We start from the raw sequence: 19781 nt of genomic DNA, 5'->3' as shown, positions 1-19781 counted from the left end.
GACACTACGCCTACCGGGTCGACCGCTCGCGACCCCTCCGGTGGGTGTGACGCGTGCGATAACCGGCGCTCAGCGGATGTCGTGCGCGGTGACCGGGAGTTCGCCGTTCAACGCCCTGGTGATGGCGTCGGCGACGAGCGGTTTGACCTCGGCGACCGTGACTTCGCGGGCGAGTTCGCGGCTGAGCGTGGTGACGCCGGCGTCGCGGATGCCGCAGGCGACGATCGCCTGGAAGCCGTCCATGGCGGAGTTGCAGTTCAGCGAGATGCCGTGCAGGGCGACGCCCCGCTGCACCCGCACCCCGATCGCGGCGATCTTGCGTTCGGCGAGCACGTCGGTGGCGGGCAGCCACACCCCGGACCGTCCTTCGACCCGGCCGCAGGTGAGTCCCATGCCGGTGCAGACGGTGATGAGCGCCTCCTCGAGACGGCGCACGTAGTGGACGACATCGACCGGTTCGGCGAGCCGCACGATCGGATAGCCGACCAGCTGCCCCGGACCGTGCCAGGTGATCTTGCCGCCGCGATCCACCTCGACCACCGGGCTGCCGTCGATCGGCAGATCCTCGGCCTCGGTCCGGCGGCCGGCGGTGTAGACGGAGGGGTGCTCGAGCAGCAGCAGGTGATCGGCTCCGAGGCCCTCGGCCCGCTCTGCCGCGAGTTTGCGTTGCAACTCCCAGGCGTCGTGGTAGTCGATGAGTCCGAGATCCTCGACCACGATCGGGGTCGTATCGAATCGAGCGGACCACGTGGTGTGCGTGTCGTTCACACCCCGACGGTACGCCGGAACGCGCGCCTCGCCACACGAGGGGGAACTGGTGGCGGCATCGGCCGAGTGGGCGACGCCGTCAGTTCCCCCTGATCTTGGTCAGCGCGCGTGCACGGGCAGCGTCAGCTGCATGAGGGTCAGGTCCATCCAGCGACCGAACTTGTGGCCGACCTCCGGGAACTCGCCGACCGTGCGGAAACCGAAGCGCTCGTGCAATTGGATGGAGCCGGTGTTGCCGGATTCGATGCCGGCGATGATCGCGTGCACCGAGCCGGTCCGGCGGGCCCGCTCGATCAATTCGGTGAGCAGCGCGGTGGCGATGCCGCGGCGCTGGAACCGGTCGTCGACGTAGACCGAATTCTCCACGGTGAAGCGGTAACCCGCCTTCGGGCGCCACGGACCGTAGCTCGCGTATCCCGCGACTTCGCCGTCGATCTCGGCGACCAGCACCGGCAGACCCGCCGCGGTGCGGTCGGCGAACCAGGCCTCGCGCTCCTCGATGCCGACCTGCTCCAGATCCCAGATCGCCGTGGAGGTGGCGATATTCGCGTTGTGGATCGCCAGGATGGCGGGCAGATCCGCAGTTCGCGCGTCTCGGATGAGGGCGGCGGGGCGGGTGTCGAGCTGGTCGGTCATCGATCGTCTCCGGGTCGACCCACCATGGCCGCCAGCGCGGCGCCGACGGTGGGGTGCTGGAACTCGTAGCCCGCCTCCTCGAGGGCCGTGGGAATTGCTCTGGGGCCGTGCAGGATCGCCTCCTGCGCGAACTCGCCGATCAGCGCGCGCAACACGAACGCGGGCACCACCAGCGGCGTCGGCCGGTGCAGCGAACGGCCGAGCGCGCGGCTGAACTCGGCATTGGTCACCGGCGCCGGACCGACCACGTTGACCGGGCCGCGCAGCGTGTCGTTGCCGAGCGCGAACAGGATCGCGCCGATCTCGTCGGCCATCGAGATCCACGGCGTGTACTGGCGTCCGTTGCCGAGCCGTCCGCCGAGGCCGAGCGAATACAGCGGCTGCAACATGCCGAGCATGCCGCCCTGCCCGGACAGCACGACGGCGCTGCGCAACAGGATGGTCCGGACCCCGGCGTCGACGGCCGGGGCGGTGGCGGCTTCCCAATCGCGGCACAGGGTGGCCAGGAAACCGGAACCGGCGCAAGAGGTTTCGTCGACCACCCGGTCACCGGTCGCGCCACCGTAGTAGTGCACGCCACTGGCGTTGAGCAGCGTCGGCACGTCCGCGGCGACGACCGCAGCGGCGAGTACGTCGGTGGGGGTGATCCGGCTGTCGCGCAGCTCCTGTTTGAAGCTGCCGTTCCAGCGGCGGCGGCCGATGCTCGCGCCGCACAGGTTCACCACCGCGTCCGCGCCGCGCAGGGCGCGTTCGTCCCATTCGGCGCGGACCGGATCCCAGGTGAACTCGTCCGGTCCCGCCGCCCGCCTGCGTACCAGGCGGGCGACGTCGTGCCCGTCGCGGCGCAGGGCCGCGACGAGCGCTGTCCCGATCAGCCCGGACGAACCGGCGATCACGACCTTCATGCGCGCACGATGACCTTCCTGTGGCGACCCGTCTTACAGACCGAGGTCGGCCTCGAACGCCGCCTCCTCGAGCCGGTGCCGGATCGTGGTCAGGAAGCGACCCGCGTCGGCACCGTCGATCAGGCGGTGGTCGTAGGTGAGCGGCAGGTAGCACATCGAACGGACGCCGATGGACTCGCTGCCCGTGTCGTCCTTCACCACGACCGGGCGCTTGACGATCGCGCCGGTGCCGAGCATGCCCGCCTGCGGCGGGAGCAGGATCGGGGTGTCGAACAGCGCGCCCTGGCTGCCGATGTTGGTGATGGTGAAGGTACCGCCGGCGAGCTCGTCCGGCTTCAGGCCACCGTTGCGGGCGCGGTTGGCGATATCGGCGATGGCGCGGGCCAGACCCGCCAGCGACAGGTCGCTCGCGTTGTGGATCACCGGGGAGAGCAGGCCCTGCTCGGTGTCCACGGCGATGCCGAGGTGCACGGCCGCGTGGTAGGTGAGCTCTTTGGTGCTGTCGTTGTAGCTGGCGTTGACGTTCGGGTGCACGCCGAGCGCCTCGACGACAGCCTTGGCGAAGAACGGCAGGAACGTCAGGTTGACGCCCTCGCGCTCCTTGAACGCCGCCTTGGCCTGCGCCCGCAGCTGCGCGATCTTGGTGACATCGGCCTCGTGCACCTGGGTCAGCTGCGCGGTGGTGCGCAGCGATTCCAGGGTCTTGGTCGCGGTGATCTGCCGGATCCGGTTCGCCTTCTGCACGGTGCCGCGCAGGGCCGCCAGCTGTGCGCTCGGGGCAGGCGCGGCCTTGGCGGCCGGGGCCTTCGCGGCCGGAGCGGACGCGGCCGGAGCCGGAGCCTTCTTGGCTTCCGCGGCTGCGAGCACGTCCTGCTTGCGGATGCGGCCGCCGACACCGGAGCCGGTGAGCGCGGACAGGTCGACGCCGTTCTCGTCGGCCAGCTTGCGCACCAGCGGGGTGACGTACGGAGTGGCGCCGTTACCGGAGGAATCCGACTCGGTCGCAGTGGCGGCCGGTGCCTTGGCCGGGGCAGGTGCGGGCGCCTTGGGGGCGGGTGCCGGGGCGGCGGCCGCGGGCTTCGGTTCCGGCTTGGGCTCGGGCTTCGGCTCGGGCTTGGGTTCCGGCTTCGGCTCGGGCGCCGGGGCCTTGGGCGCGGCGGCCGCGGGGGCGCCGCTGCCGATCACACCGAGCTGTCCACCCACAGCGACGACATCGTCTTCCTGCGCGGTGATCTCGAGCAGCGTGCCCGCGACCGGGGACGGGATTTCGGTGTCGACCTTGTCGGTGGAGACCTCGAGCAGCGCTTCGTCCACGGCGACCTCGTCGCCGACGGCCTTCAGCCACCGGGTGACGGTGCCTTCGGTGACCGACTCGCCCAGCTCGGGCATCTTGACCGGGGTGCCGTCACCGGCGGACGCGCTCGCGGCGGGCGCGGGAGCCTCTTCCTGAGCCGGGGCTTGCTGCGCGGGCTCCGGCTCGGCGGCGACGGCTTCCTCGGCGGGCGCTTCCTGCGCGGGCGCGGCAGCGGCCTCGGGTTCGGGGGCCGAGCTCGGTGCGGGCGCCTCACCGGCCTCGCTGATCACGCCGAGCTCACCGCCGACCTCGACCACATCATCTTCTTGGGCGACGATCTTCGACAGCACGCCCGCCGTGGGGGACGGGATTTCGGTGTCGACCTTGTCGGTGGAGACCTCGAGCAGCGGCTCGTCGACCTCGACCGTGTCTCCTTCCTGCTTCAGCCACCGGGTGACCGTTCCCTCGGTGACGCTCTCACCAAGAGCTGGCATCTGGACGGAGAAGGCCATGTCCTCTGACTCCTCTGACTGCTCGACGGGTTTCTACAACAGTTGATCTCGCTGCGGACCCCCGTCGCGGGTTGCGGCGCGAGTCCGAACGCCACTGATCATTGTGCGTGGCACCGGAGATCCTTGTGGTTCTTGTACCGTGAACCATCCTTGCACTTGGCGGTGCGGCGTGTAGCACAGGGCAGCGAACTCGCTCGAGCTGGCAAGATGGAAACACCGGTGGGCGAGATGCTCCGGTGTGTGAAAGGAGGTGCGCGTCGTTGGGTTTGCTGGATCGTTTCCGAGGCGGCGCGACCAGGGGTGGTGGCGCGATACGAGCGGGTTCGGGGGGTACGACCGACACCCGCTATCTGGCCGACTGGGTGCGCACCCACGTCGGCGTCGAAGGCTATGTGGAACCGAAAACGACCGTGACGGATGTCACTGTCGTGCTGGTCGCGGCCGACGGCGAATGGACCCGGAGGATCGTCGGGGAGCGCGGGGCGCAACGGCTTGCCAAGGATTTGCGGATTCCCGTTTACGACGTCGGCAAGACCGGATATCCACAGCGGATGCGCGACTACGACGCCCGCAAACGGATAGAGCGTCAGCGCGCATTCGAGGCGGATCTCCGCGATCTATAGCCGTCGGCTACGGCCTGCCATAGCCGCTGGCTACCGTCTGGCGACGGGTTGTCCGCTTGCCGGGCAGGGGCTGCGGCACGGGCCGAGAAGACTGTGGCGCGGGCTGGCAGGACTGTGGCGCGGGCCGAGAAGACTGTGGCGCGGGCTGGCAGGACTGTGGCGTGCCGACGCGGACTGCGGCGCGGGCCGACATGAGCTGCGGCGCATGGTTTTTCCTGGCGCGCACGAAATCGTCGACGAATTCGTGCGCGCGAGCGTGATCCGTGCGCGGGGAGGACCGCGTCCGACGCCTGCGGCACCTGCGTGGGCCGAGGGGTTGTGCGGCGCAGGCCGGTGATGGGCTGGTAGGGGTTGCGCGCAGGCCGAGAGCGGCCTGGTTGGGGCGGGCGCTGTGGGTTGTGGGCGTGGCGGGCCGTCGGGGCTGTGGGCCGTGGGTGCTGCGGGCCGAGGGTGTTGCTGGGTGGGCTCTCGGCCGACCGGGTAGCCGCTTGCCCGAAGAGACTGCGGCGCATGGTTTTTCTTGGCGCGCACGAAATCGTCGACGAATTCGTGCGCGCGAGCATGATCCGTGCGCGGGGCAGCCGTCTGGGGAGCGGGCTCCGGCTCCCAACTGCAACCCTTGCGCGGGTGGTGGCCCCGTGCGCGGGGCGGGCGTTTGGGGGGCGGGCTCCGGCTCCCAACTGCAACCCTTGCGCGGGTGGTGGCCCCGTGCGCGGGGCGGGCGTTTGGGAGGCGGGCTCCGGCTCCCCACTGCCCCCTGCCCGGGTGGCGGCGCCCGCCGCCTACCCGGGTCGGCGCCGCGGGTTTACTCCGCGCCGATTTCCTCTAGCACGGTGATGAGGGTGCGGACGGGGACGCCGGTGCCGCCCTTGCCGATGTAGCCGAACGGGCCGCCGGTGTTGTAGGCCGGTCCTGCGACGTCGAGGTGGGCCCACTGCACGCCCTCCGGGACGAACTCCTTCAGGAACAGGCCGGCCGAGAGCATGCCGCCCCAGCGGTGCGGCGTGACATTGGCCAGGTCGGCGATCTTGGAGTTGATGTCCGCGCGCAACTCCGCGGGCAGCGGCATCGCCCAGCCGTTCTCGCCGACCGCGCGGGAGACGGCCGCGACACGGTCGCGGAACTCGTCGGTGCCCATCACGCCGGGCGTGCGGGTGCCGAGCGCGACCATCTGGGCGCCGGTCAGGGTGGCGACGTCGATGAGGTAGTCCGGGTCGTCTTCGCTCGCGCGCACGATCGCGTCGGCCAGGATCAGCCGTCCCTCGGCGTCGGTGTTGAGCACCTCGACGGTGATGCCGCCGTACTGGGTGAGCACGTCACCGGGACGTTGCGCGGTCGCCGACGGCATGTTCTCCGCCATCGGCACCGTCGCGGTGACGGTGACCGGCAGGCTCAGCCGCGCCGCCAGCAGTGTGGTGGCGATGACCGCGGCGGCGCCCGCCATGTCCGAGGTCATGTTGTCCATGTTCTGCGCGGGCTTGATCGAGATGCCGCCGGTGTCGAATGTGATGCCTTTGCCGACCAGCGCCACCTTCTTCGGACCGCCCGCATAGGTGATGCGAACCAGCCGCGGCGGCCGGGACGAGCCCTTGCCGACTCCCAGCACGCCGCCGTAACCGCCTGCCTCCAGGGCCTTTTCGTCGAGCACCTCGACCTGCAACCCGGCGGCCTCGGCCAGTTCCTGGGCGCGCGAAGCGAATTCGGCCGGGTAGAGGTGGCTCGGCGGGGTGTTGACGAAATCCCGTGCGGTGGCGACGGCTTCGGCGATCAGCTGCGCGCGGAACAACTCCTGCTCGCCGAATTCCGGCTCGGGCACCAGCAATTCGACCCGGGCCACCGGGCGCTCGTCCGGCTTGGGTGCGGACTTGTCCGACTTGAACGGCGTGAAGGTGTACGCGCCCAAGTAGAAACCCTCTGCGGCGGCGCCGATATCCAGGCCGGACAGCGTGGTCACCACGAGCTCGGTGCCCGACAGCGCGCGGGCGGCGACACCGGCCGAGCGGCGGATCTGCTCGGCGTCGATCTTCTCGGCGGCGCCGAGGCCGACCGCGAGCACGCTGGTCACCCCGTCGAGCCCGGCCGGTGCGGGCACCCTGGTCAGTTCCTCGGTCTTGCCCTTCGCGCCGACCGCGCCGAGCTGGTCGAGCAGTTCGGCCCGGACTTCCGCGGTGAGCACGTCGCCGAACAGGTCCTCGGGCACGATGGCGGGGCCGTTCTCCGACGACGTCAAGCCGAGCACGAGCACATCGGTGTCCGTGCTGATGGTCTGTGTGCGGGCGAGTTCCGGTCCCAGTGAGCGATCTGCAACAGCGGTCATGGGCTCAGGCTACTGGGCAGTCTGATTGCGATTCCGTCGAGGAGCAGTGCGAGCCCGGCCTCCAGGACGTGGTCCAAGTCCAGGTCGGGGCCGGGCGGACCGGCCGAGAAGAGCCGGTGCAGCACGGGACGGGCGGCCGGGTCGAGCAGCTCGGCGAGGTCGGGCGGCGGCTCCAGCGCCTGACCCCGCAACCGCTCGGCGCGCTCGGAGTTGGTGAGCAGCGCCAGACCCTGGACCAAGCCGGAGAACGACAGATAGATCGCGAGCATCCCGTCCCGGGTGAGACCGCGGTGATCGAGTGCGGCGAACGACCGTTCGAGGATGTCGGCGAGCGCGGGACCGACCGGCGGACGGGTGCGTGCGAGGATGGGCAGCATCCAGGGGTGGCGCTGGTACAGCTGCCATTCCGCACGGGCCTCGTACGCGAGGCGCGCTCGCCAGTCGGTGAGTTCGGTCGCGGGCGGCTGGATCTCGGCGAGCACCAGTTCGGCCATGCCTTCGAGCAGCGCTTCCCGGTCGGGGAAGTGGCGGTACAGGCCCGCGGTCGCCGCGCCGAGCGCGCTGGCGATGCGGCGCATGGAAAGGCCGTCGATGCCGTCGCGATCGGCCAGTTCGACGGCGGCGCGCAGGATGCCGACGGCGGTCAATTTGGCGGGTCGAGGCGTGCGCTGGGTCGGAGTCACTTCGTCGCGCCGGGCTCGGTACGCGCGGGCTTGGCAGGCGCGCGAACAGTAGCGGCGTTTGCGGCCGCGCGCGGGTTGCGTGAGCGTCTCGCCGCAGATTTCGCAGGCCACACTGGCTCCATTTCGACACACGAACAGTTGTGACGAAATTCTAGCTAACTGGGCTTGACCTGCCTACCTTGGCGAGAGCACACGGTGTTCACAAGCGGAAGGAACGAGTCGATGGAGATCACGGTTCGACAGGCAGGTCGGCAGGATCGCGACGCGGTCATCGAGGCGTTCAGCCTCGCCAGCCCCGACGAGGAAGTGACCGCGTGGGTGCTCGAAGGTCATTCGTTCGAACAGTTCGGTGGGCAGTATGTGCCTGGGCTGATCGACCGCGCGCTGGCCGACGACGAGATCTGGCTCGCCGGCTCTGGTGCGCAGATCTGGGCGGTCTCGATCTGGCAGCACATGGAATCGGCAGACCGGCTCGAGCGGGAAGCGGCCGAAGCTCAGGCATTGGCCGCGAGCGCACCGGACGTGCGTCCGCTGCAACGCGTCTCGCATGTCTCCGACCTGCTGGCGCGCACCCACCCCCGCGAATTCCCGCACCGATACCTGCAGGTGATCGTCACCGTGCCGGAACATCGCGGCAAAGGCGCGGGCGGGGCGATCCTCGCCGAGCAGACGAAAGCGGCGTCGGTCGCCGGGGTGCCGGCCTACCTCGAAGCGAGCACGGAACGGTCCGCCCGGCTCTACGCGCGTAACGGGTTCGCCCGCACCAACATCGACCACGATCTGCCGGACGGCGGGCCCACGTTGCGGCCGATGTGGTTCCGGGGATAGTCGCGGAGTGCGGCACCGGGGCGTGGCCGGTTCTGCCGGTGCTCGGGGACGAGTCCGAGGCGGTGACAAGTGGCGGGGTGCGGGTAGTGGCGTCTGGGTGGTCAGACGGTGGGGTGAGGGAGTGGGTTCGGGCGTGGGGGTCTGGCGGATAAGCTCGGCGGGTGACCGACTCGAACCTGCTGCAAGGCCCTATCCATGAGGTACACGTCGAACTCGGGGCGACTTTCGCTCCGTTCGGCGGGTGGGAAATGCCCGTCTCCTATGCGGGGACGGTCGCCGAACATCAGTCGGTCCGCACCACGGTCGGCCTGTTCGACGTGAGTCACCTCGGCAAGGCGACGGTGCGCGGTGCGGGCGCGGCGGACTTCGTGAACTCGGCGCTCACCAACGACCTCGGCCGCATCCGGCCGGGCAAGGCGCAGTACACGCTGTGCTGCACGCCCGAAGGCGGCGTGATCGACGACCTGATCGCCTACTACGTCAGCGACGAGGAGATCTTCCTCGTGCCCAACGCCGCCAACACCGCGGCGGTGGTCGCGGAACTGCAGAAGGTGGCGCCCGAAGGCATCACGGTGACCGACGAGCACCGCGAATACGGCGTGTTCGCGGTGCAGGGCCCGCGGTCCGCCGACGTGCTGACCGCGCTCGGCCTGCCCACCGACATGGAGTACATGGCCTACGCCGACGCGGAATGGGACGGCCGTCCGGTCCGCGTGTGCCGCACCGGCTACACCGGTGAGCACGGCTACGAACTGCTGCCCCGCTGGGCCGATGCCGAACCGCTGTTCCGCGCGCTGGTCGAGCAGGTGCGCGCCGCCGACGGTCAAGCCGCGGGCCTCGGCGCCCGCGACACCCTGCGCACCGAAATGGGTTACCCGCTGCACGGGCACGAACTGTCCCTCGAGATCTCGCCGGTACAGGCCCGCACGGGCTGGGCGGTCGGCTGGAAGAAGCCGGAATTCTGGGGCAAAGCCGCACTGGAACAGGAGAAGTCGGCAGGCCCGCGACGCACCCTGCTCGGTCTCAAGGCTCTCGACCGCGGTGTGCTGCGGCAGGGTCAGACGGTGCTGCGCGACGGCGAGCCGGTCGGCGAGACGACCTCCGGCACCTTCTCGCCGACTCTCAAGATCGGCATCGCCCTCGCCCTCCTCGACACCGAAGCGGGCCTCGAACCCGGCACCGAGGTCGAGGTAGACGTCCGCGGCCGCGCGTTGCGCTGCGAGGTCGTGCGCCCGCCGTTCGTGGAGACGAATACGAAGTAGGGCAGGGGCAAGGTGTGCGGCCGCGGATTCTCCGCAGCCGCACACCTTTCGCGTCTTGTGGTGCGGTGGACACGTCTACCGATAGATGGGCGGTATCGGCGTGTCGCGCGGCATGGCGCGGCGGTGTGAGCGGTGCGCAGGGTGCGAACTGAGCGGTGTGGTTTCCTGGGGCGATTTGGGGCGCACGATGCAAAGTGGTGCGTGGGAGGTGGTGGTGGCGGGAACTTTTACGGTCACAGGGGTGATCGGCCGCGAACCCGGGAACCGACCCGGATAGGATCACCGGCATGACCGTTGCTGCACAGTTTGCCCGTGTTCCGCATCCCGCGCCCGCCCCGGCGCAGCGGCGACAAGAGGTACTGGCGGCGCCCGGGTTCGGGCGGTTCTTCACCGACCACATGGTCTCGATCGACTACGTCGACGGCGAATGGATCAATGCGCGCGTCGAGCCGTACGGTCCGCTCTCGCTCGACCCGGCCACCATGGTCTTCCATTACGGCCAGGCCATTTTCGAAGGGTTGAAGGCGTACCGGCAGAACGACGGCAGCGTCTCCTGCTTCCGCATCGACGCGAACGCCGCCCGATTCCGCAGGTCCGCCCGCCGGATGGCGATGGCGGAGCTGCCCGAAGAACTGTTCATCGAATCCGTGCGTCAGCTGCTCGAAGTCGACCGCGACTGGGTGCCCGCGGCGGGCGGCGAAGATTCGCTGTACCTGCGTCCCTTCATGTTCTCCACCGAGGCCGGCCTGGGCGTGAAGCCCGCGTCCGGCTACAAGTACCTGCTGATGGCCTCCCCGGCCGGCGCCTACTTCCCGCGCGGCGTGAAGCCGGTGCGGGTGTGGCTGTCCACCGAGTACGTGCGTGCCGCGCCCGGCGGCACCGGCGAGGCGAAGGTCGCGGGCAATTACGCGGCGTCGCTGCTCGCGCAGGCGGAGGCGACGGAGAAGGGCTGCGATCAGGTCGTCTGGCTGGACGCGTGCGAGCGCCGCTACGTCGAGGAAATGGGTACCAACAACCTGTTCTTCGTCTTCGGCTCCGGCTCCGAGGCGCGCCTGGTCACTCCGGAGCTGTCCGGATCGTTGCTGCCGGGCATCACCCGCGACTCGCTGCTCACCCTCGCCGCCGACTCCGGTTTCCCGGTGGAGGAGCGCAAGGTGTCGGTCGAGGAGTGGCGTAAGGGCGCCGAATCCGGGGCCATCACCGAGACTTTCGCGTGCGGCACCGCCGCGGTGATCACCCCCGTCGGCTGGGTCCGTTCCGGCGACGGCGAGTTCACCATCGGCGGCGGCGAGCCCGGCGAGGTCACCATGGCGTTGCGCGACACCCTCACCGGTATCCAGCGCGGCACCTTCGCCGACATCCACGGGTGGATGCGCGGCATGTAGTCGTGGTGGAGGCTTCCTCGCGGAGGCCTCCACCCACGGTCGGTCAGCCGGGCATCAGCATGTGCCACTGCTCGAGGGTCTGCGGGCGCAGGACGTAGTTGTTGTCCCGGACAGTGGACAGCGGCGCGAACGGGTCCTGCGAATACCAGTGCCCCGGATAGACGACCGGATCACCGGATAACCCGGCCAAATAGCGCAGGCTGCGGAACATTTCGTCGGAATCCCCGCCGGGGAAGTCGGTGCGGCCGCAACCGTCCACGAACAACGTGTCGCCCGCGATGAGCCGGCCGTCGAAAAGGAAGCATTGGCTGCCGGGAGTGTGGCCCGGGGTGTGCAGCAGTTCGATGTCGAAGGCGCCGACGCTGACCTTGTCGCCGTGCTCGTGGCCGGTCAGTTCGCTGGGCGCGATACCGGTGACGTTGGCCACCCAGGACAACTCGTTCGCGTTGACATGCACTGGGACGCTTGTCTTTTCGAGCAACTCGCGCACGCCGCGCAAGGTGAACCCGAGCATGGTGCCGCCCACGTGGTCCGGGTGGTGGTGGGTGGCGAGCACCCCGGTCACGCGTAGTCCGTCGCCCTCGGCGATATCGACCAGATCGGCCGCCGCGTAGGCCGGATCGACGACCACCGCCTCCCCGCTCTCCCGATCGCCGATCAAATACGCGAAATTGCGCATCTGTGTCGCAATCGGATCGCCGACGGCGTAGTCCCTCCCCGACAACAGCTGGCGAAAATACAGGCGCTCAGAAGACATACAGCACACCTTATTGCCCGACCCAGACGCTTCGCGCGCCGCAGCCGTAAATTCTGGGCGACCTTCTCCCGTCACCTGGACATTCGCGTACCCAAGTCCGGATCAAGATCAAGAGGGTGGGTGGGGTGTCCCGTTATGGACAGTGGTGGGCGAGCGCGTATGCCGTTGCAGTTCGGCGTGTGACACGGAGCCTGGGCCACGGCGTGCACCTGCGGTGCGCAATGCAGCGAGTACGCGTCCGCTATTCCGAACCGGCACGCGCGGTTGTCCTGGCCGTGGGATGTGTGTGTGTTGGCGTGTGATCGGGATCAGGGGTGGAGGGAGACGGCGGCGGCGGTGAGGGCGACGGTGAGTTCGACTGTGGCGCCGAGGGTGTCGCCGGAGAGACCGGCGAAGCGGCGGACTGTGTGGCGGACCAGGAGAAGGGTTGCGGTGAGGGCGATCAGGACGGCGAGGGGGCCGAGCCAGCGGTGGTCGGGAGTGGCGAGTGGCGCTGCCGCCACAGCGGCGACGGACCAAGCCGCGACGGTGAGCGGATGCTGGGTGCCTGCGACCAGTGCGCCGAAACTGGTGTCCGGTGCAGCCTCGATGCCCTTGCGGCAGGCGAGAACTACGGCGACACGGCTCACCGCGACCGCGAGCGCGACGGCGAACCAGCGTCCGGAATCCGCCAGGGCGGCGAATGAAAACGCCTGCACGCCAATAGAAAACACGAGGGCGGCGACGCCGAAGGGTCCGGCCCCACCGCTTTTCATGATCTGCCGCGCACGCTCTGGTGGCCCGTAACTGCCGAGTCCGTCCATCGTGTCCGCGAGCCCGTCCAGATGCATGCCACGGGTGATCAACGCCAGCGCCCCGACCACCACCAACCCGGCCAGCATCGAGTCGGTGCCCATCCGATCCAGAACCCACAGCAGCCCCGCGGCCCCAGCTCCCAGCAGCACACCGACCAACGGAGCCAACGCGATCGCCCGCCCCGCCACCACCCGATCCACCGCTTCCGGCCCGCGCACCGGCAACACGGTCAACCAGGAAACCGCCAACCGCACCCCGTTCATCCGCGCACTCACCGGGCCGTCGACGCCGCACGCGCGTTCGCGGGCGTGCGTGTGGTCGCGACCACGGGCCGGTGGGTCACTTGCGGAGGTTCGGGGTGCCGGCGGGAACGGAGGGGGCGGCGTCGGTGTCGGCGGGGACGGAAAGGGCGGTGTTGTCGGCGGTATCGGTGTCGGCGGTGCTGACGCCTGCCTCGGCGAACGTGGACATGTCCGCGAGGGCGGCGACCGCGGCACGGAGCAGGGGGAGCGCGGTGAGGGCGCCGGAACCTTCGCCGAGGCGCATGCCGAAATCGAACAGCGGCTCGAGCCGGAGACGTTGCAGGGCGAGTTGGTGGGCGGGTTCGGTGGAGCGGTGACCCGCCAGCCACCAGGCCGACGAGCCTGCCGCCAGATCCTCTGCGACCAGAGCCGCGGCCGTCACGACTACGCCGTCGAGCAGCACGGGTGTCCGGCGTGCGGCGGCTTGGGCGAGGAACGCCGCCATCGCGGCGAAGTCGGCGCCGGCGGCGACGCGGAGCAGTTCGACCGGGTCCTTGACCACGGGACGGGCTCGGCGCATGGCATCCCGGATCGCCGCGACCTTGCGGGACCAGCCCGCGTCGTCGACCCCGGTGCCCCGGCCGACCGCGGCGACCGGCTCGGTGTCGGTGAGGGTGGCGATCAGCACGGTGGCGGGGGTGGTGTTGCCGATGCCCATATCGCCTGCGATGAGCAGGTCGGCGCCCGCGTCGATCTCCTCGTCGGCGATCGCCCTACCTGCCGCGAGGGCGGCGCGCACCTCGTCTTCGGTCAGGGCGTCCTCGCGGTCGATCGCGCCGCTGGACCGGCGCACCTTGTGCTTGGTGACCACCGGGTCGGTGTCGGCGTCGACGGAAATGTCCGCGACCCGGACGGTGGCGTTCGCGACCGCGGCGAGCGCGTTCACCGCGGCGCCGCCCGCGAGGAAGTTCGCGACCATCTGCGCCGTGACCTCGCTCGGATACGCCGAAACCCCGTGCCGCGCAACGCCGTGATCCCCGGCGAACACCACGACCCTGGCGCGCTCGAACTGCTTCGGCGGGCACACGCCCTGACAGGCCGCGACCCAGTTGCCCAGCTCTTCCAGCCGGCCCAGCGCCCCACCGGGTTTGGTCAACTGTGCCTGTCGCCGCTCGGCCGCCGCCCGAACCTGTGCGTCGGGCGGTGTCACCGCCCCGAATCCGTCTGTCACTATCCACCCTTCCGGTCGGAGCGGCCCAGACCACCGCACTCTCCCACCCAATCTTGCCCGCTCCCCGCCTGCCCCACCGCACCCACCCACATCCCCAGTGCTGGACGGACGATCAGGGGGTAATGGTGGCGGGAGGCTCTCGACTGATGCCGCCACCATTTCCTCCTGATCAATCGACCAAGTCAGAGGGCGACGCTGGCGGGTTCAGCGGCGGCGCGGATGCGGGGGAGGACTTCCCTGAGCTGGGCGACGTCGGCGCTATTTGAGGCGGAGGGGGAGGCCGGCCACGACGAGGAAGGCTTCGTCGCAGGTGTGGGCCAGGCGCTGGTTGAGGGTGCCGATTTCGTCGCGGAACAGGCGGCCGGAGCGGGTGGCGGGGACTACGCCCATGCCGACCTCGGGGGTGACGACGATCAGCCGGTGCGGGTATGCGGCTACGGCGGCGACCAGTGCGTCGGTGTCGGGAGTGACGGTGCCCCGGGGGGATTCCCAGGCGTCGCGGGCGTCGATGCGGGCGGTGAGCCAGGTGCCGATGTCGTCGACGAGGGTCGCGCCGCCGAAGGCCGGACCGCGCAGAACCGTTGCCGGATCGGCACTTTCGACCACCGTCCAGGAGGCGGGCCGACGGTCGCGATGCTTGGCGATGCGCTCGGCGAAGTCGAGATCGGCCGGATCGGGCACCGAGGTCGCCAGATACCGCACCGCACCACCCGCCGCCGCGAGCCCCTCGGCGTAGGCGGACTTACCCGACCTCGCCCCACCCAGGACAAGGGTCCGAAGCGGAGCCGAAACACTGTGCGACACGCGAGGCACGCTACCAACCATCGGAACGGAACCGGTGCGGGCGGCCCGTGGTCACGCGTGAGAAGGCGCGCACTTTCTGCGCAGAAGCAACGCGACTTGCCTTGCGAAACAACGTGTTCGCGCGAGAAGGGGTGCTTTTGTCGAAGGTGTGACGGGCCACCGCCGACTCGCCGGGCTCCGGGTCGGAAACCATGCGGCCCGGCTTTCGTGGACGCGATGGTTCGAGCTCCCGGCAGGTTCCGGTCGTCGGCGCGGAGGTGATCGCGCCGAACCCGCTCCATCGCGGTTCAGGCGGAGGTTTCGACAGGTTCGGGCAGGGCGCCGAAGCGGCGGCGGTATTCGGTGGGGGCGATGCCGACCAAGCGCTGGAAGTGGTGGCGCAGGAGCGCACCGGAGCCGAAGCCGGCGCGGGCTGCGATCTGTTCGAGGCCGAGGTCGGTTTCCTCGAGGAGTTGTTTGGTGAGCAGGATGCGCTGGTTGGTCAGCCATTTCACCGGTGTGGTGCCGGTTTCGGCGGCGAAGCGGCGGGCGAAGGTGCGGGTGGACATGGTGGAGCGGGCGGCCAGGTCTTCGATGGTGTGGGCGAGGCCGAGATTGTCGCTCATCCATTCCAAGGTGGGGATGAGGCTGTCGGAGGTGCAGGTGGCGACGGGGCGTTCGATGAATTGGCGCTGCCCGCCGTCGCGTTGTGGCGGCACGACCATGCGCCGGGCGATCGCGTTGGCGACGGCGCTGCCGAGTTCGCGGCGTACCAGGTGCAGGCAGGCGTCGATGCCCGCGGCGGTGCCGGCGCTGGTGATCAGGTTGCCTTCGTCGACGAAGAGCACGTCGGGGTCGACGGTCGCGTCGGGGTACAGGGCGGCGAGTTCGTCGACGTAGCCCCAGTGCGTGGTGCATTTGCGGCCGTCGAGCAGGCCTGCGGCACCGGCCAGGAACGCGCCGGAGCAGACGGTCAGGACGGTCGCGCCCGCGGCGGCGGCATCCCGGACGGCGTCGACGACGCGAGGGTCGAAGCCCTTCTTCGCGGACGCTGCGGGAATAGCGACGAGGTCGGCGTCCGCGAGTTCTTCGAGACCGTATTCAGGGGTGAGGGTGATGCCGGGCGAGGTGGATCGCAGCGCTTTGCCCGGCTCGGCGCCGCACACCCGGAAGTCGAAGGCGGGCAGCCCATAGGAGCTGCGGTCGAGCCCGAAAACCTCGCAGAGGACCCCGAACTCGAACATGGCCATGCGATCGGACAGCACCACGGCGACCTTGGACAGCATGCGCCAAGGATACTGGCTGAATCTTTGCGAAGTGTGTCAGTACCGCCACTTTCGGCGGTAACTCAATGGGCGCAAAATTACTGCCATGATTACTTTCTTCCTCACCCTGGCAGTCATCGTCGCTTTCGCCGCCTTCGCTCGGGCCTTCTCGAGCCCGGTCGGATCGACCAACGTCACCGATCGCGACGCTCAGCGCATGCATGCCGAACTGACGGCCATGCTCGGCCGCACCGCCAACCACTGATCCCCATGTGTCCGCACTACGCGGCCCGGTTCGTGTCCACGAGCCGGGCCGCACTCATGTCCGGACCCGCTGAGCGGCACCGCGATCGCGCCGTCGGGAAGGCCGCGCGGTCATGGCCGCACCGCAGTCGCGTCGAGGCGGCGCAGGTCGGCCGGCTGGTGCGACCACGTCCCGGCGTAGCCGCACGGCTGGCACAACGTGTGCGCGCGACGGGCACGGGGTTGGTGGTGCGCCGCTCTGCTGCCCCGACCGCACCGGATTCGGCGGCGCGATCCCCCTTCGGCAGCGGCCGAACGGCGAGACGCCCCGCCGACTAAACCGCAGTACCCGGGGTGACCTGCGGCTTCGGCGCCCGCATCTTGCGGATCTGGGACGCGCGGACGAACGCGTACCAGCCGAGCTTGAACCCGGTGTCGGTGGTGTCGGGGAAGCGCTCCCGGACCCGGTTGTTCACGATCCGGCCGAGCACGAAGCCCTCGGCGATCATGAAGAACATCATGACCAGCATCGCCAGCGTGACGATGGTCTGCAGCGCGGGCGCCACGAACATCGACAGGATCAGTACCAGCGCCATCGGCATGAACAGGCCGACCAGGTTGCGCCGGGCGTCGACGAGGTCACGGACGAACCCGCGCACCGGTCCCTGATCACGCGGCAGCAGGTACTTGTCCTCGCCGGCGAGCATGCGGTTGCGCCGGTCGGCGACCGCGGCCTTGCGTTCGGCGGCGGCCGCTTTGCGCTCCTCCTTGGTGCCGCGGGTGGCCTTGCGCCGGGCGCGGGCCTCCTTCGCGGTCAGGGGTGCGGGAGCTACCGGACCACGGCGCTTGCCTTGTGCGTCACGGCGTTTCGGAGTGGGACGGCCCTTGCCCGCAGTGGTGGTAACCGCTGTTCGGGTGGAGCCCGCGGTCGAGTTGCCGTCCGCGGTCGCCGTCTCATCGGCGGCCGCGTCGGTGCTGCTGGACTCGCCGCGACGGAACAATTTCACACCGACCAGGCTATTCGATGGAATACGCGGCGGGAAATGCGGTCCGATTCGCGCAGGTGTGTGGGGTCACAGAGGTGACGTGTTCCTTCGGGCCCGGTGGTGGCAAGATGGGGAATAGCAGCCCGCCGAGTGGTGTTGACCGACACGACCCGTGCGCTGTTCACGGGTCGACGACAGGTTCCTCGAGGAGAGTTCATGACTGTGCAGAACGAGACCGCCACCGAAACCCACGGTGTGGTGCTGACCGACGCTGCCGCCAGCAAGGCGAAGGCGCTGCTGGACCAGGAGGGTCGCGACGACCTTGCGCTGCGGATCGCCGTGCAGCCGGGCGGTTGTGCCGGCCTGCGGTACCAGCTCTTCTTCGACGACCGCTCGCTCGACGGTGACCTGACCGTCGACTTCGACGGCGTCAAGCTGGCTGTCGACCGGATGAGCGCCCCGTACGTGCAGGGTGCGTCCATCGACTTCGTCGACACCATCGAGAAGCAGGGCTTCACGATCGACAACCCGAATGCCACGGGCTCCTGCGCCTGCGGCGATTCCTTCAACTGAGACCACGCGTCGTCATCGCATAAGCAGCCCGCCCCACGTGAGAACCTCACGTGGGGTCACGCGTTTCTGAGGACGGACGCACCCCCCGATCGGGTGGTTTCCTCGCGTGACCTCGCGCGTGGCCCCGCGCTCGGTCGCGCCGATCCCAGCGACTGCCCTCGTACGACTTCCAATGGCCTGGCCTGCGGGGGAGCAACGAATTTCGTAAGGATTCGACGCGCGACGCCACGTGCCCGCGCGCCCAACTTCGGCTCCCCTCCGACGATCTCGGGCCTGCGAGTGGCGCACTGAGGTCTCGGAGCAGGGGCTGGGGATTGGTACGGTAATGCGGGGATTCGTTTTCCCGGTCTTCACCGCCTGTCGCCTACCGTTGAAGGGCTCAGCCTCGTGTCCATCGCCGTTTCCGCGTCCATTGCCACCGACCACCTCATGCGTTTCCCGGGACGGTTCGCCGACGCACTGCTGGCCGATCAGCTCGACCACGTGTCGCTGAGTTTCCTCGTCGACGATCTGCAGATCCGCCGCGGCGGTGTCGCGGGCAACATCGCGTACGCGATGGGCCTGCTCAACCGTAAGCCGTTGCTCGTCGGTGCCGTCGGCGCCGACTTCGCCGAATACCGGCAGTGGCTGGAATCGCACGGTGTCGACTGCTCCGGCGTGCTGATCTCCGAGAAGGCGCACACCGCGCGGTTCGTCTGCACCACCGACGACGACATGGCCCAGATCGCGTCGTTCTACCCGGGCGCGATGAGCGAGGCCCGCGATATCTCGATCGGCGATCTCGCCCAGAAGCACGCGCTGGACCTGGTGCTGGTCGGCGCCAACGATCCCGAGGCGATGCTGAAGCACACCGCCGAATGCCGCGCGCTGGGGATCCCGTTCGCCGCGGACCCGTCCCAGCAGCTGGCCCGTCTCGACGGCGACCAGGCCGTGCAGCTGATCGACGGCGCCGCATACCTTTTCACCAACAAGTACGAGTGGGCGCTGCTGTTGCAGAAGACCGGGCTCACCGAGGCCGAAATCGCGCAGAAGGTCGGCGTCCGGGTGACCACGCTCAGCGAGCACGGCGTGCAGATCGTCGATCGGGACGGTACCGAGCTCACCGTCGGCGTCGTCCCGGAAACCACCAAGGTCGAGCCGACCGGCGTCGGTGACGCGTTCCGCGCCGGCTTCCTCACCGGCCACACCGCGGGCCTCAGCCTGGAACGTTCCGCTCAGCTCGGTTCCCTGATCGCCGTGCTCGTCCTGGAGACCATGGGCACCCAGGAGTGGACCCTGAACAAGGAAACCGCCCTCGACCGCCTCGCCGAGGCATACGGGGCCGACGCCGCCGCGGAGATCAAGCCCCTGCTCTGATCCACCGTGCGCAACCTGTTGCGCCGCAGACGAACTTGTGCGCGCGAGTCCAGCTGACGCGGGTCGATGTAGGCCGTCCCGAGCCGTACACCCCCGCGCACGTTTCGTCTTGCCGCGCACGTATCGGCTTCCCTGCGCGGTTCGCCTTCCCGCGTACGTTTCGTTCTCCCGCGCACGCTTCAGCTTCCCGCGCGCGTGTTTGCTGACGGACACGCGCGCGGCAAGCCAATTAGTGCGCGGGGGCCGCTTTGATCGGGCTGTCCGTGTTGCCGGGCGACGAACTTCCGCGCACGTTTGGCTCCCCGCACGCGTTTCAGCTTCTCGCGCACGTGTCTGC

At 69.4% G+C, this 19781-nt stretch carries 19 protein-coding genes; 7 read left to right on the top strand and 12 right to left on the bottom strand.

The window, feature by feature from the left end:
- Window positions 1–69: 69 nt before the first annotated feature.
- The 4 genes from lipB to sucB all read right to left on the bottom strand — a co-directional run bounded on the left by lipB (window position 70) and on the right by sucB (window position 4115).
- Window positions 70–768, bottom strand: coding sequence for a lipoyl(octanoyl) transferase LipB (lipB, locus tag NBRGI_RS07150; protein WP_029893759.1), 699 nt, complete (start codon window positions 766–768; stop codon window positions 70–72).
- A gap of 99 nt (window positions 769–867) precedes the next feature.
- Complete coding sequence (locus NBRGI_RS07145) at window positions 868–1404, bottom strand: GNAT family N-acetyltransferase (RefSeq protein ID WP_029893756.1); 537 nt, start codon at window positions 1402–1404, stop codon at window positions 868–870.
- The gene (locus tag NBRGI_RS07140; protein WP_029893754.1) at window positions 1401–2309 is read right to left on the bottom strand and encodes a TIGR01777 family oxidoreductase; all 909 of its coding nucleotides are present in this window, start codon (window positions 2307–2309) and stop codon (window positions 1401–1403) included. Before NBRGI_RS07140 ends, NBRGI_RS07145 begins: the two co-directional genes overlap by 4 nt.
- Before the next feature lie 33 nt (window positions 2310–2342).
- Entirely contained in the window at window positions 2343–4115 is a 1773-nt protein-coding gene (gene sucB / locus NBRGI_RS07135) for a 2-oxoglutarate dehydrogenase, E2 component, dihydrolipoamide succinyltransferase (protein WP_029893752.1), read from the bottom strand.
- Window positions 4116–4375: 260 nt separating this feature from the next.
- On the opposite strand from sucB, the gene NBRGI_RS07130 reads away from it, so the two are divergent.
- Window positions 4376–4738: a hypothetical protein gene (locus tag NBRGI_RS07130; RefSeq protein ID WP_029893749.1), complete on the top strand. Its 363-nt coding sequence runs from the start codon at window positions 4376–4378 to the stop codon at window positions 4736–4738.
- Window positions 4739–5543: 805 nt separating this feature from the next.
- Here the strand turns inward: NBRGI_RS07130 and NBRGI_RS07125 are convergent.
- Together NBRGI_RS07125 and NBRGI_RS07120 are read right to left on the bottom strand one after the other, a co-directional pair.
- Entirely contained in the window at window positions 5544–7055 is a 1512-nt protein-coding gene (locus tag NBRGI_RS07125) for a leucyl aminopeptidase (RefSeq protein WP_029893747.1), read from the bottom strand.
- On the bottom strand, window positions 7052–7849 hold the full coding sequence (locus NBRGI_RS07120) for a TetR/AcrR family transcriptional regulator (protein WP_029893745.1): 798 nt from the start codon (window positions 7847–7849) through the stop codon (window positions 7052–7054). The genes NBRGI_RS07125 and NBRGI_RS07120 overlap by 4 nt, the downstream gene beginning before the upstream one ends.
- A gap of 111 nt (window positions 7850–7960) precedes the next feature.
- Between NBRGI_RS07120 and NBRGI_RS07115 the strand changes: the two genes are divergently transcribed.
- The 3 genes from NBRGI_RS07115 (at window position 7961) to NBRGI_RS07105 (ending at window position 11213) form a co-directional block, all read left to right on the top strand.
- Window positions 7961–8566: a GNAT family N-acetyltransferase gene (locus NBRGI_RS07115; protein WP_029893744.1), complete on the top strand. Its 606-nt coding sequence runs from the start codon at window positions 7961–7963 to the stop codon at window positions 8564–8566.
- 161 nt (window positions 8567–8727) lie between these two features.
- Window positions 8728–9828 (top strand): glycine cleavage system aminomethyltransferase GcvT, encoded by a 1101-nt coding sequence (gene gcvT, locus NBRGI_RS07110; protein WP_029893742.1) that lies wholly within the window; start codon window positions 8728–8730, stop codon window positions 9826–9828.
- A gap of 287 nt (window positions 9829–10115) precedes the next feature.
- Window positions 10116–11213: a branched-chain amino acid aminotransferase gene (locus NBRGI_RS07105; RefSeq protein ID WP_029893740.1), complete on the top strand. Its 1098-nt coding sequence runs from the start codon at window positions 10116–10118 to the stop codon at window positions 11211–11213.
- Between the two features lie 43 nt (window positions 11214–11256).
- On the opposite strand, the gene NBRGI_RS07100 is transcribed toward NBRGI_RS07105, so the two are convergent.
- The 5 genes from NBRGI_RS07100 to NBRGI_RS07080 all read right to left on the bottom strand — a co-directional run bounded on the left by NBRGI_RS07100 (window position 11257) and on the right by NBRGI_RS07080 (window position 16307).
- Window positions 11257–11970 carry an MBL fold metallo-hydrolase gene (locus tag NBRGI_RS07100; protein WP_029893737.1) on the bottom strand — a complete coding sequence of 238 codons (714 nt, stop codon included), beginning with the start codon at window positions 11968–11970 and terminating at the stop codon, window positions 11257–11259.
- A gap of 308 nt (window positions 11971–12278) precedes the next feature.
- The gene (locus NBRGI_RS07095; protein ID WP_029893736.1) at window positions 12279–13028 is read right to left on the bottom strand and encodes an adenosylcobinamide-GDP ribazoletransferase; all 750 of its coding nucleotides are present in this window, start codon (window positions 13026–13028) and stop codon (window positions 12279–12281) included.
- Between the two features lie 76 nt (window positions 13029–13104).
- Window positions 13105–14238, bottom strand: coding sequence for a nicotinate-nucleotide--dimethylbenzimidazole phosphoribosyltransferase (gene cobT / locus NBRGI_RS07090; RefSeq protein WP_051727547.1), 1134 nt, complete (start codon window positions 14236–14238; stop codon window positions 13105–13107).
- A 258-nt stretch (window positions 14239–14496) separates the two neighbouring features.
- Entirely contained in the window at window positions 14497–15063 is a 567-nt protein-coding gene (locus NBRGI_RS07085; protein ID WP_051727546.1) for a bifunctional adenosylcobinamide kinase/adenosylcobinamide-phosphate guanylyltransferase, read from the bottom strand.
- A gap of 266 nt (window positions 15064–15329) precedes the next feature.
- Window positions 15330–16307 (bottom strand): helix-turn-helix domain-containing protein, encoded by a 978-nt coding sequence (locus NBRGI_RS07080; RefSeq protein WP_029893730.1) that lies wholly within the window; start codon window positions 16305–16307, stop codon window positions 15330–15332.
- An 85-nt stretch (window positions 16308–16392) separates the two neighbouring features.
- Here NBRGI_RS07080 and NBRGI_RS48025 point away from each other — a divergent pair, with 85 nt between their 5' ends.
- The gene (locus NBRGI_RS48025; RefSeq protein ID WP_158439795.1) at window positions 16393–16551 is read left to right on the top strand and encodes a hypothetical protein; all 159 of its coding nucleotides are present in this window, start codon (window positions 16393–16395) and stop codon (window positions 16549–16551) included.
- A 313-nt stretch (window positions 16552–16864) separates the two neighbouring features.
- Here NBRGI_RS48025 and NBRGI_RS07070 read toward each other — a convergent pair whose 3' ends face one another.
- Window positions 16865–17536 carry a DUF3043 domain-containing protein gene (locus tag NBRGI_RS07070; protein ID WP_029893728.1) on the bottom strand — a complete coding sequence of 224 codons (672 nt, stop codon included), beginning with the start codon at window positions 17534–17536 and terminating at the stop codon, window positions 16865–16867.
- Window positions 17537–17731: 195 nt separating this feature from the next.
- On the opposite strand from NBRGI_RS07070, the gene NBRGI_RS07065 reads away from it, so the two are divergent.
- Both NBRGI_RS07065 and NBRGI_RS07060 read left to right on the top strand, forming a co-directional pair.
- On the top strand, window positions 17732–18088 hold the full coding sequence (locus tag NBRGI_RS07065; protein WP_014983091.1) for a HesB/IscA family protein: 357 nt from the start codon (window positions 17732–17734) through the stop codon (window positions 18086–18088).
- Window positions 18089–18475: 387 nt separating this feature from the next.
- Entirely contained in the window at window positions 18476–19444 is a 969-nt protein-coding gene (locus NBRGI_RS07060) for a carbohydrate kinase family protein (protein WP_029893726.1), read from the top strand.
- The last annotated feature ends 337 nt before the right edge of the window (window positions 19445–19781 follow it).

The sequence above is a fragment of the Nocardia brasiliensis IFM 10847 genome (assembly GCF_000710915.1).
In the GTDB taxonomy this organism is placed as follows: domain Bacteria; phylum Actinomycetota; class Actinomycetes; order Mycobacteriales; family Mycobacteriaceae; genus Nocardia; species Nocardia brasiliensis_A.
Note: the sequence above shows the minus strand (reverse complement) of the source record. Positions and strands in the feature narration are given on the sequence as shown.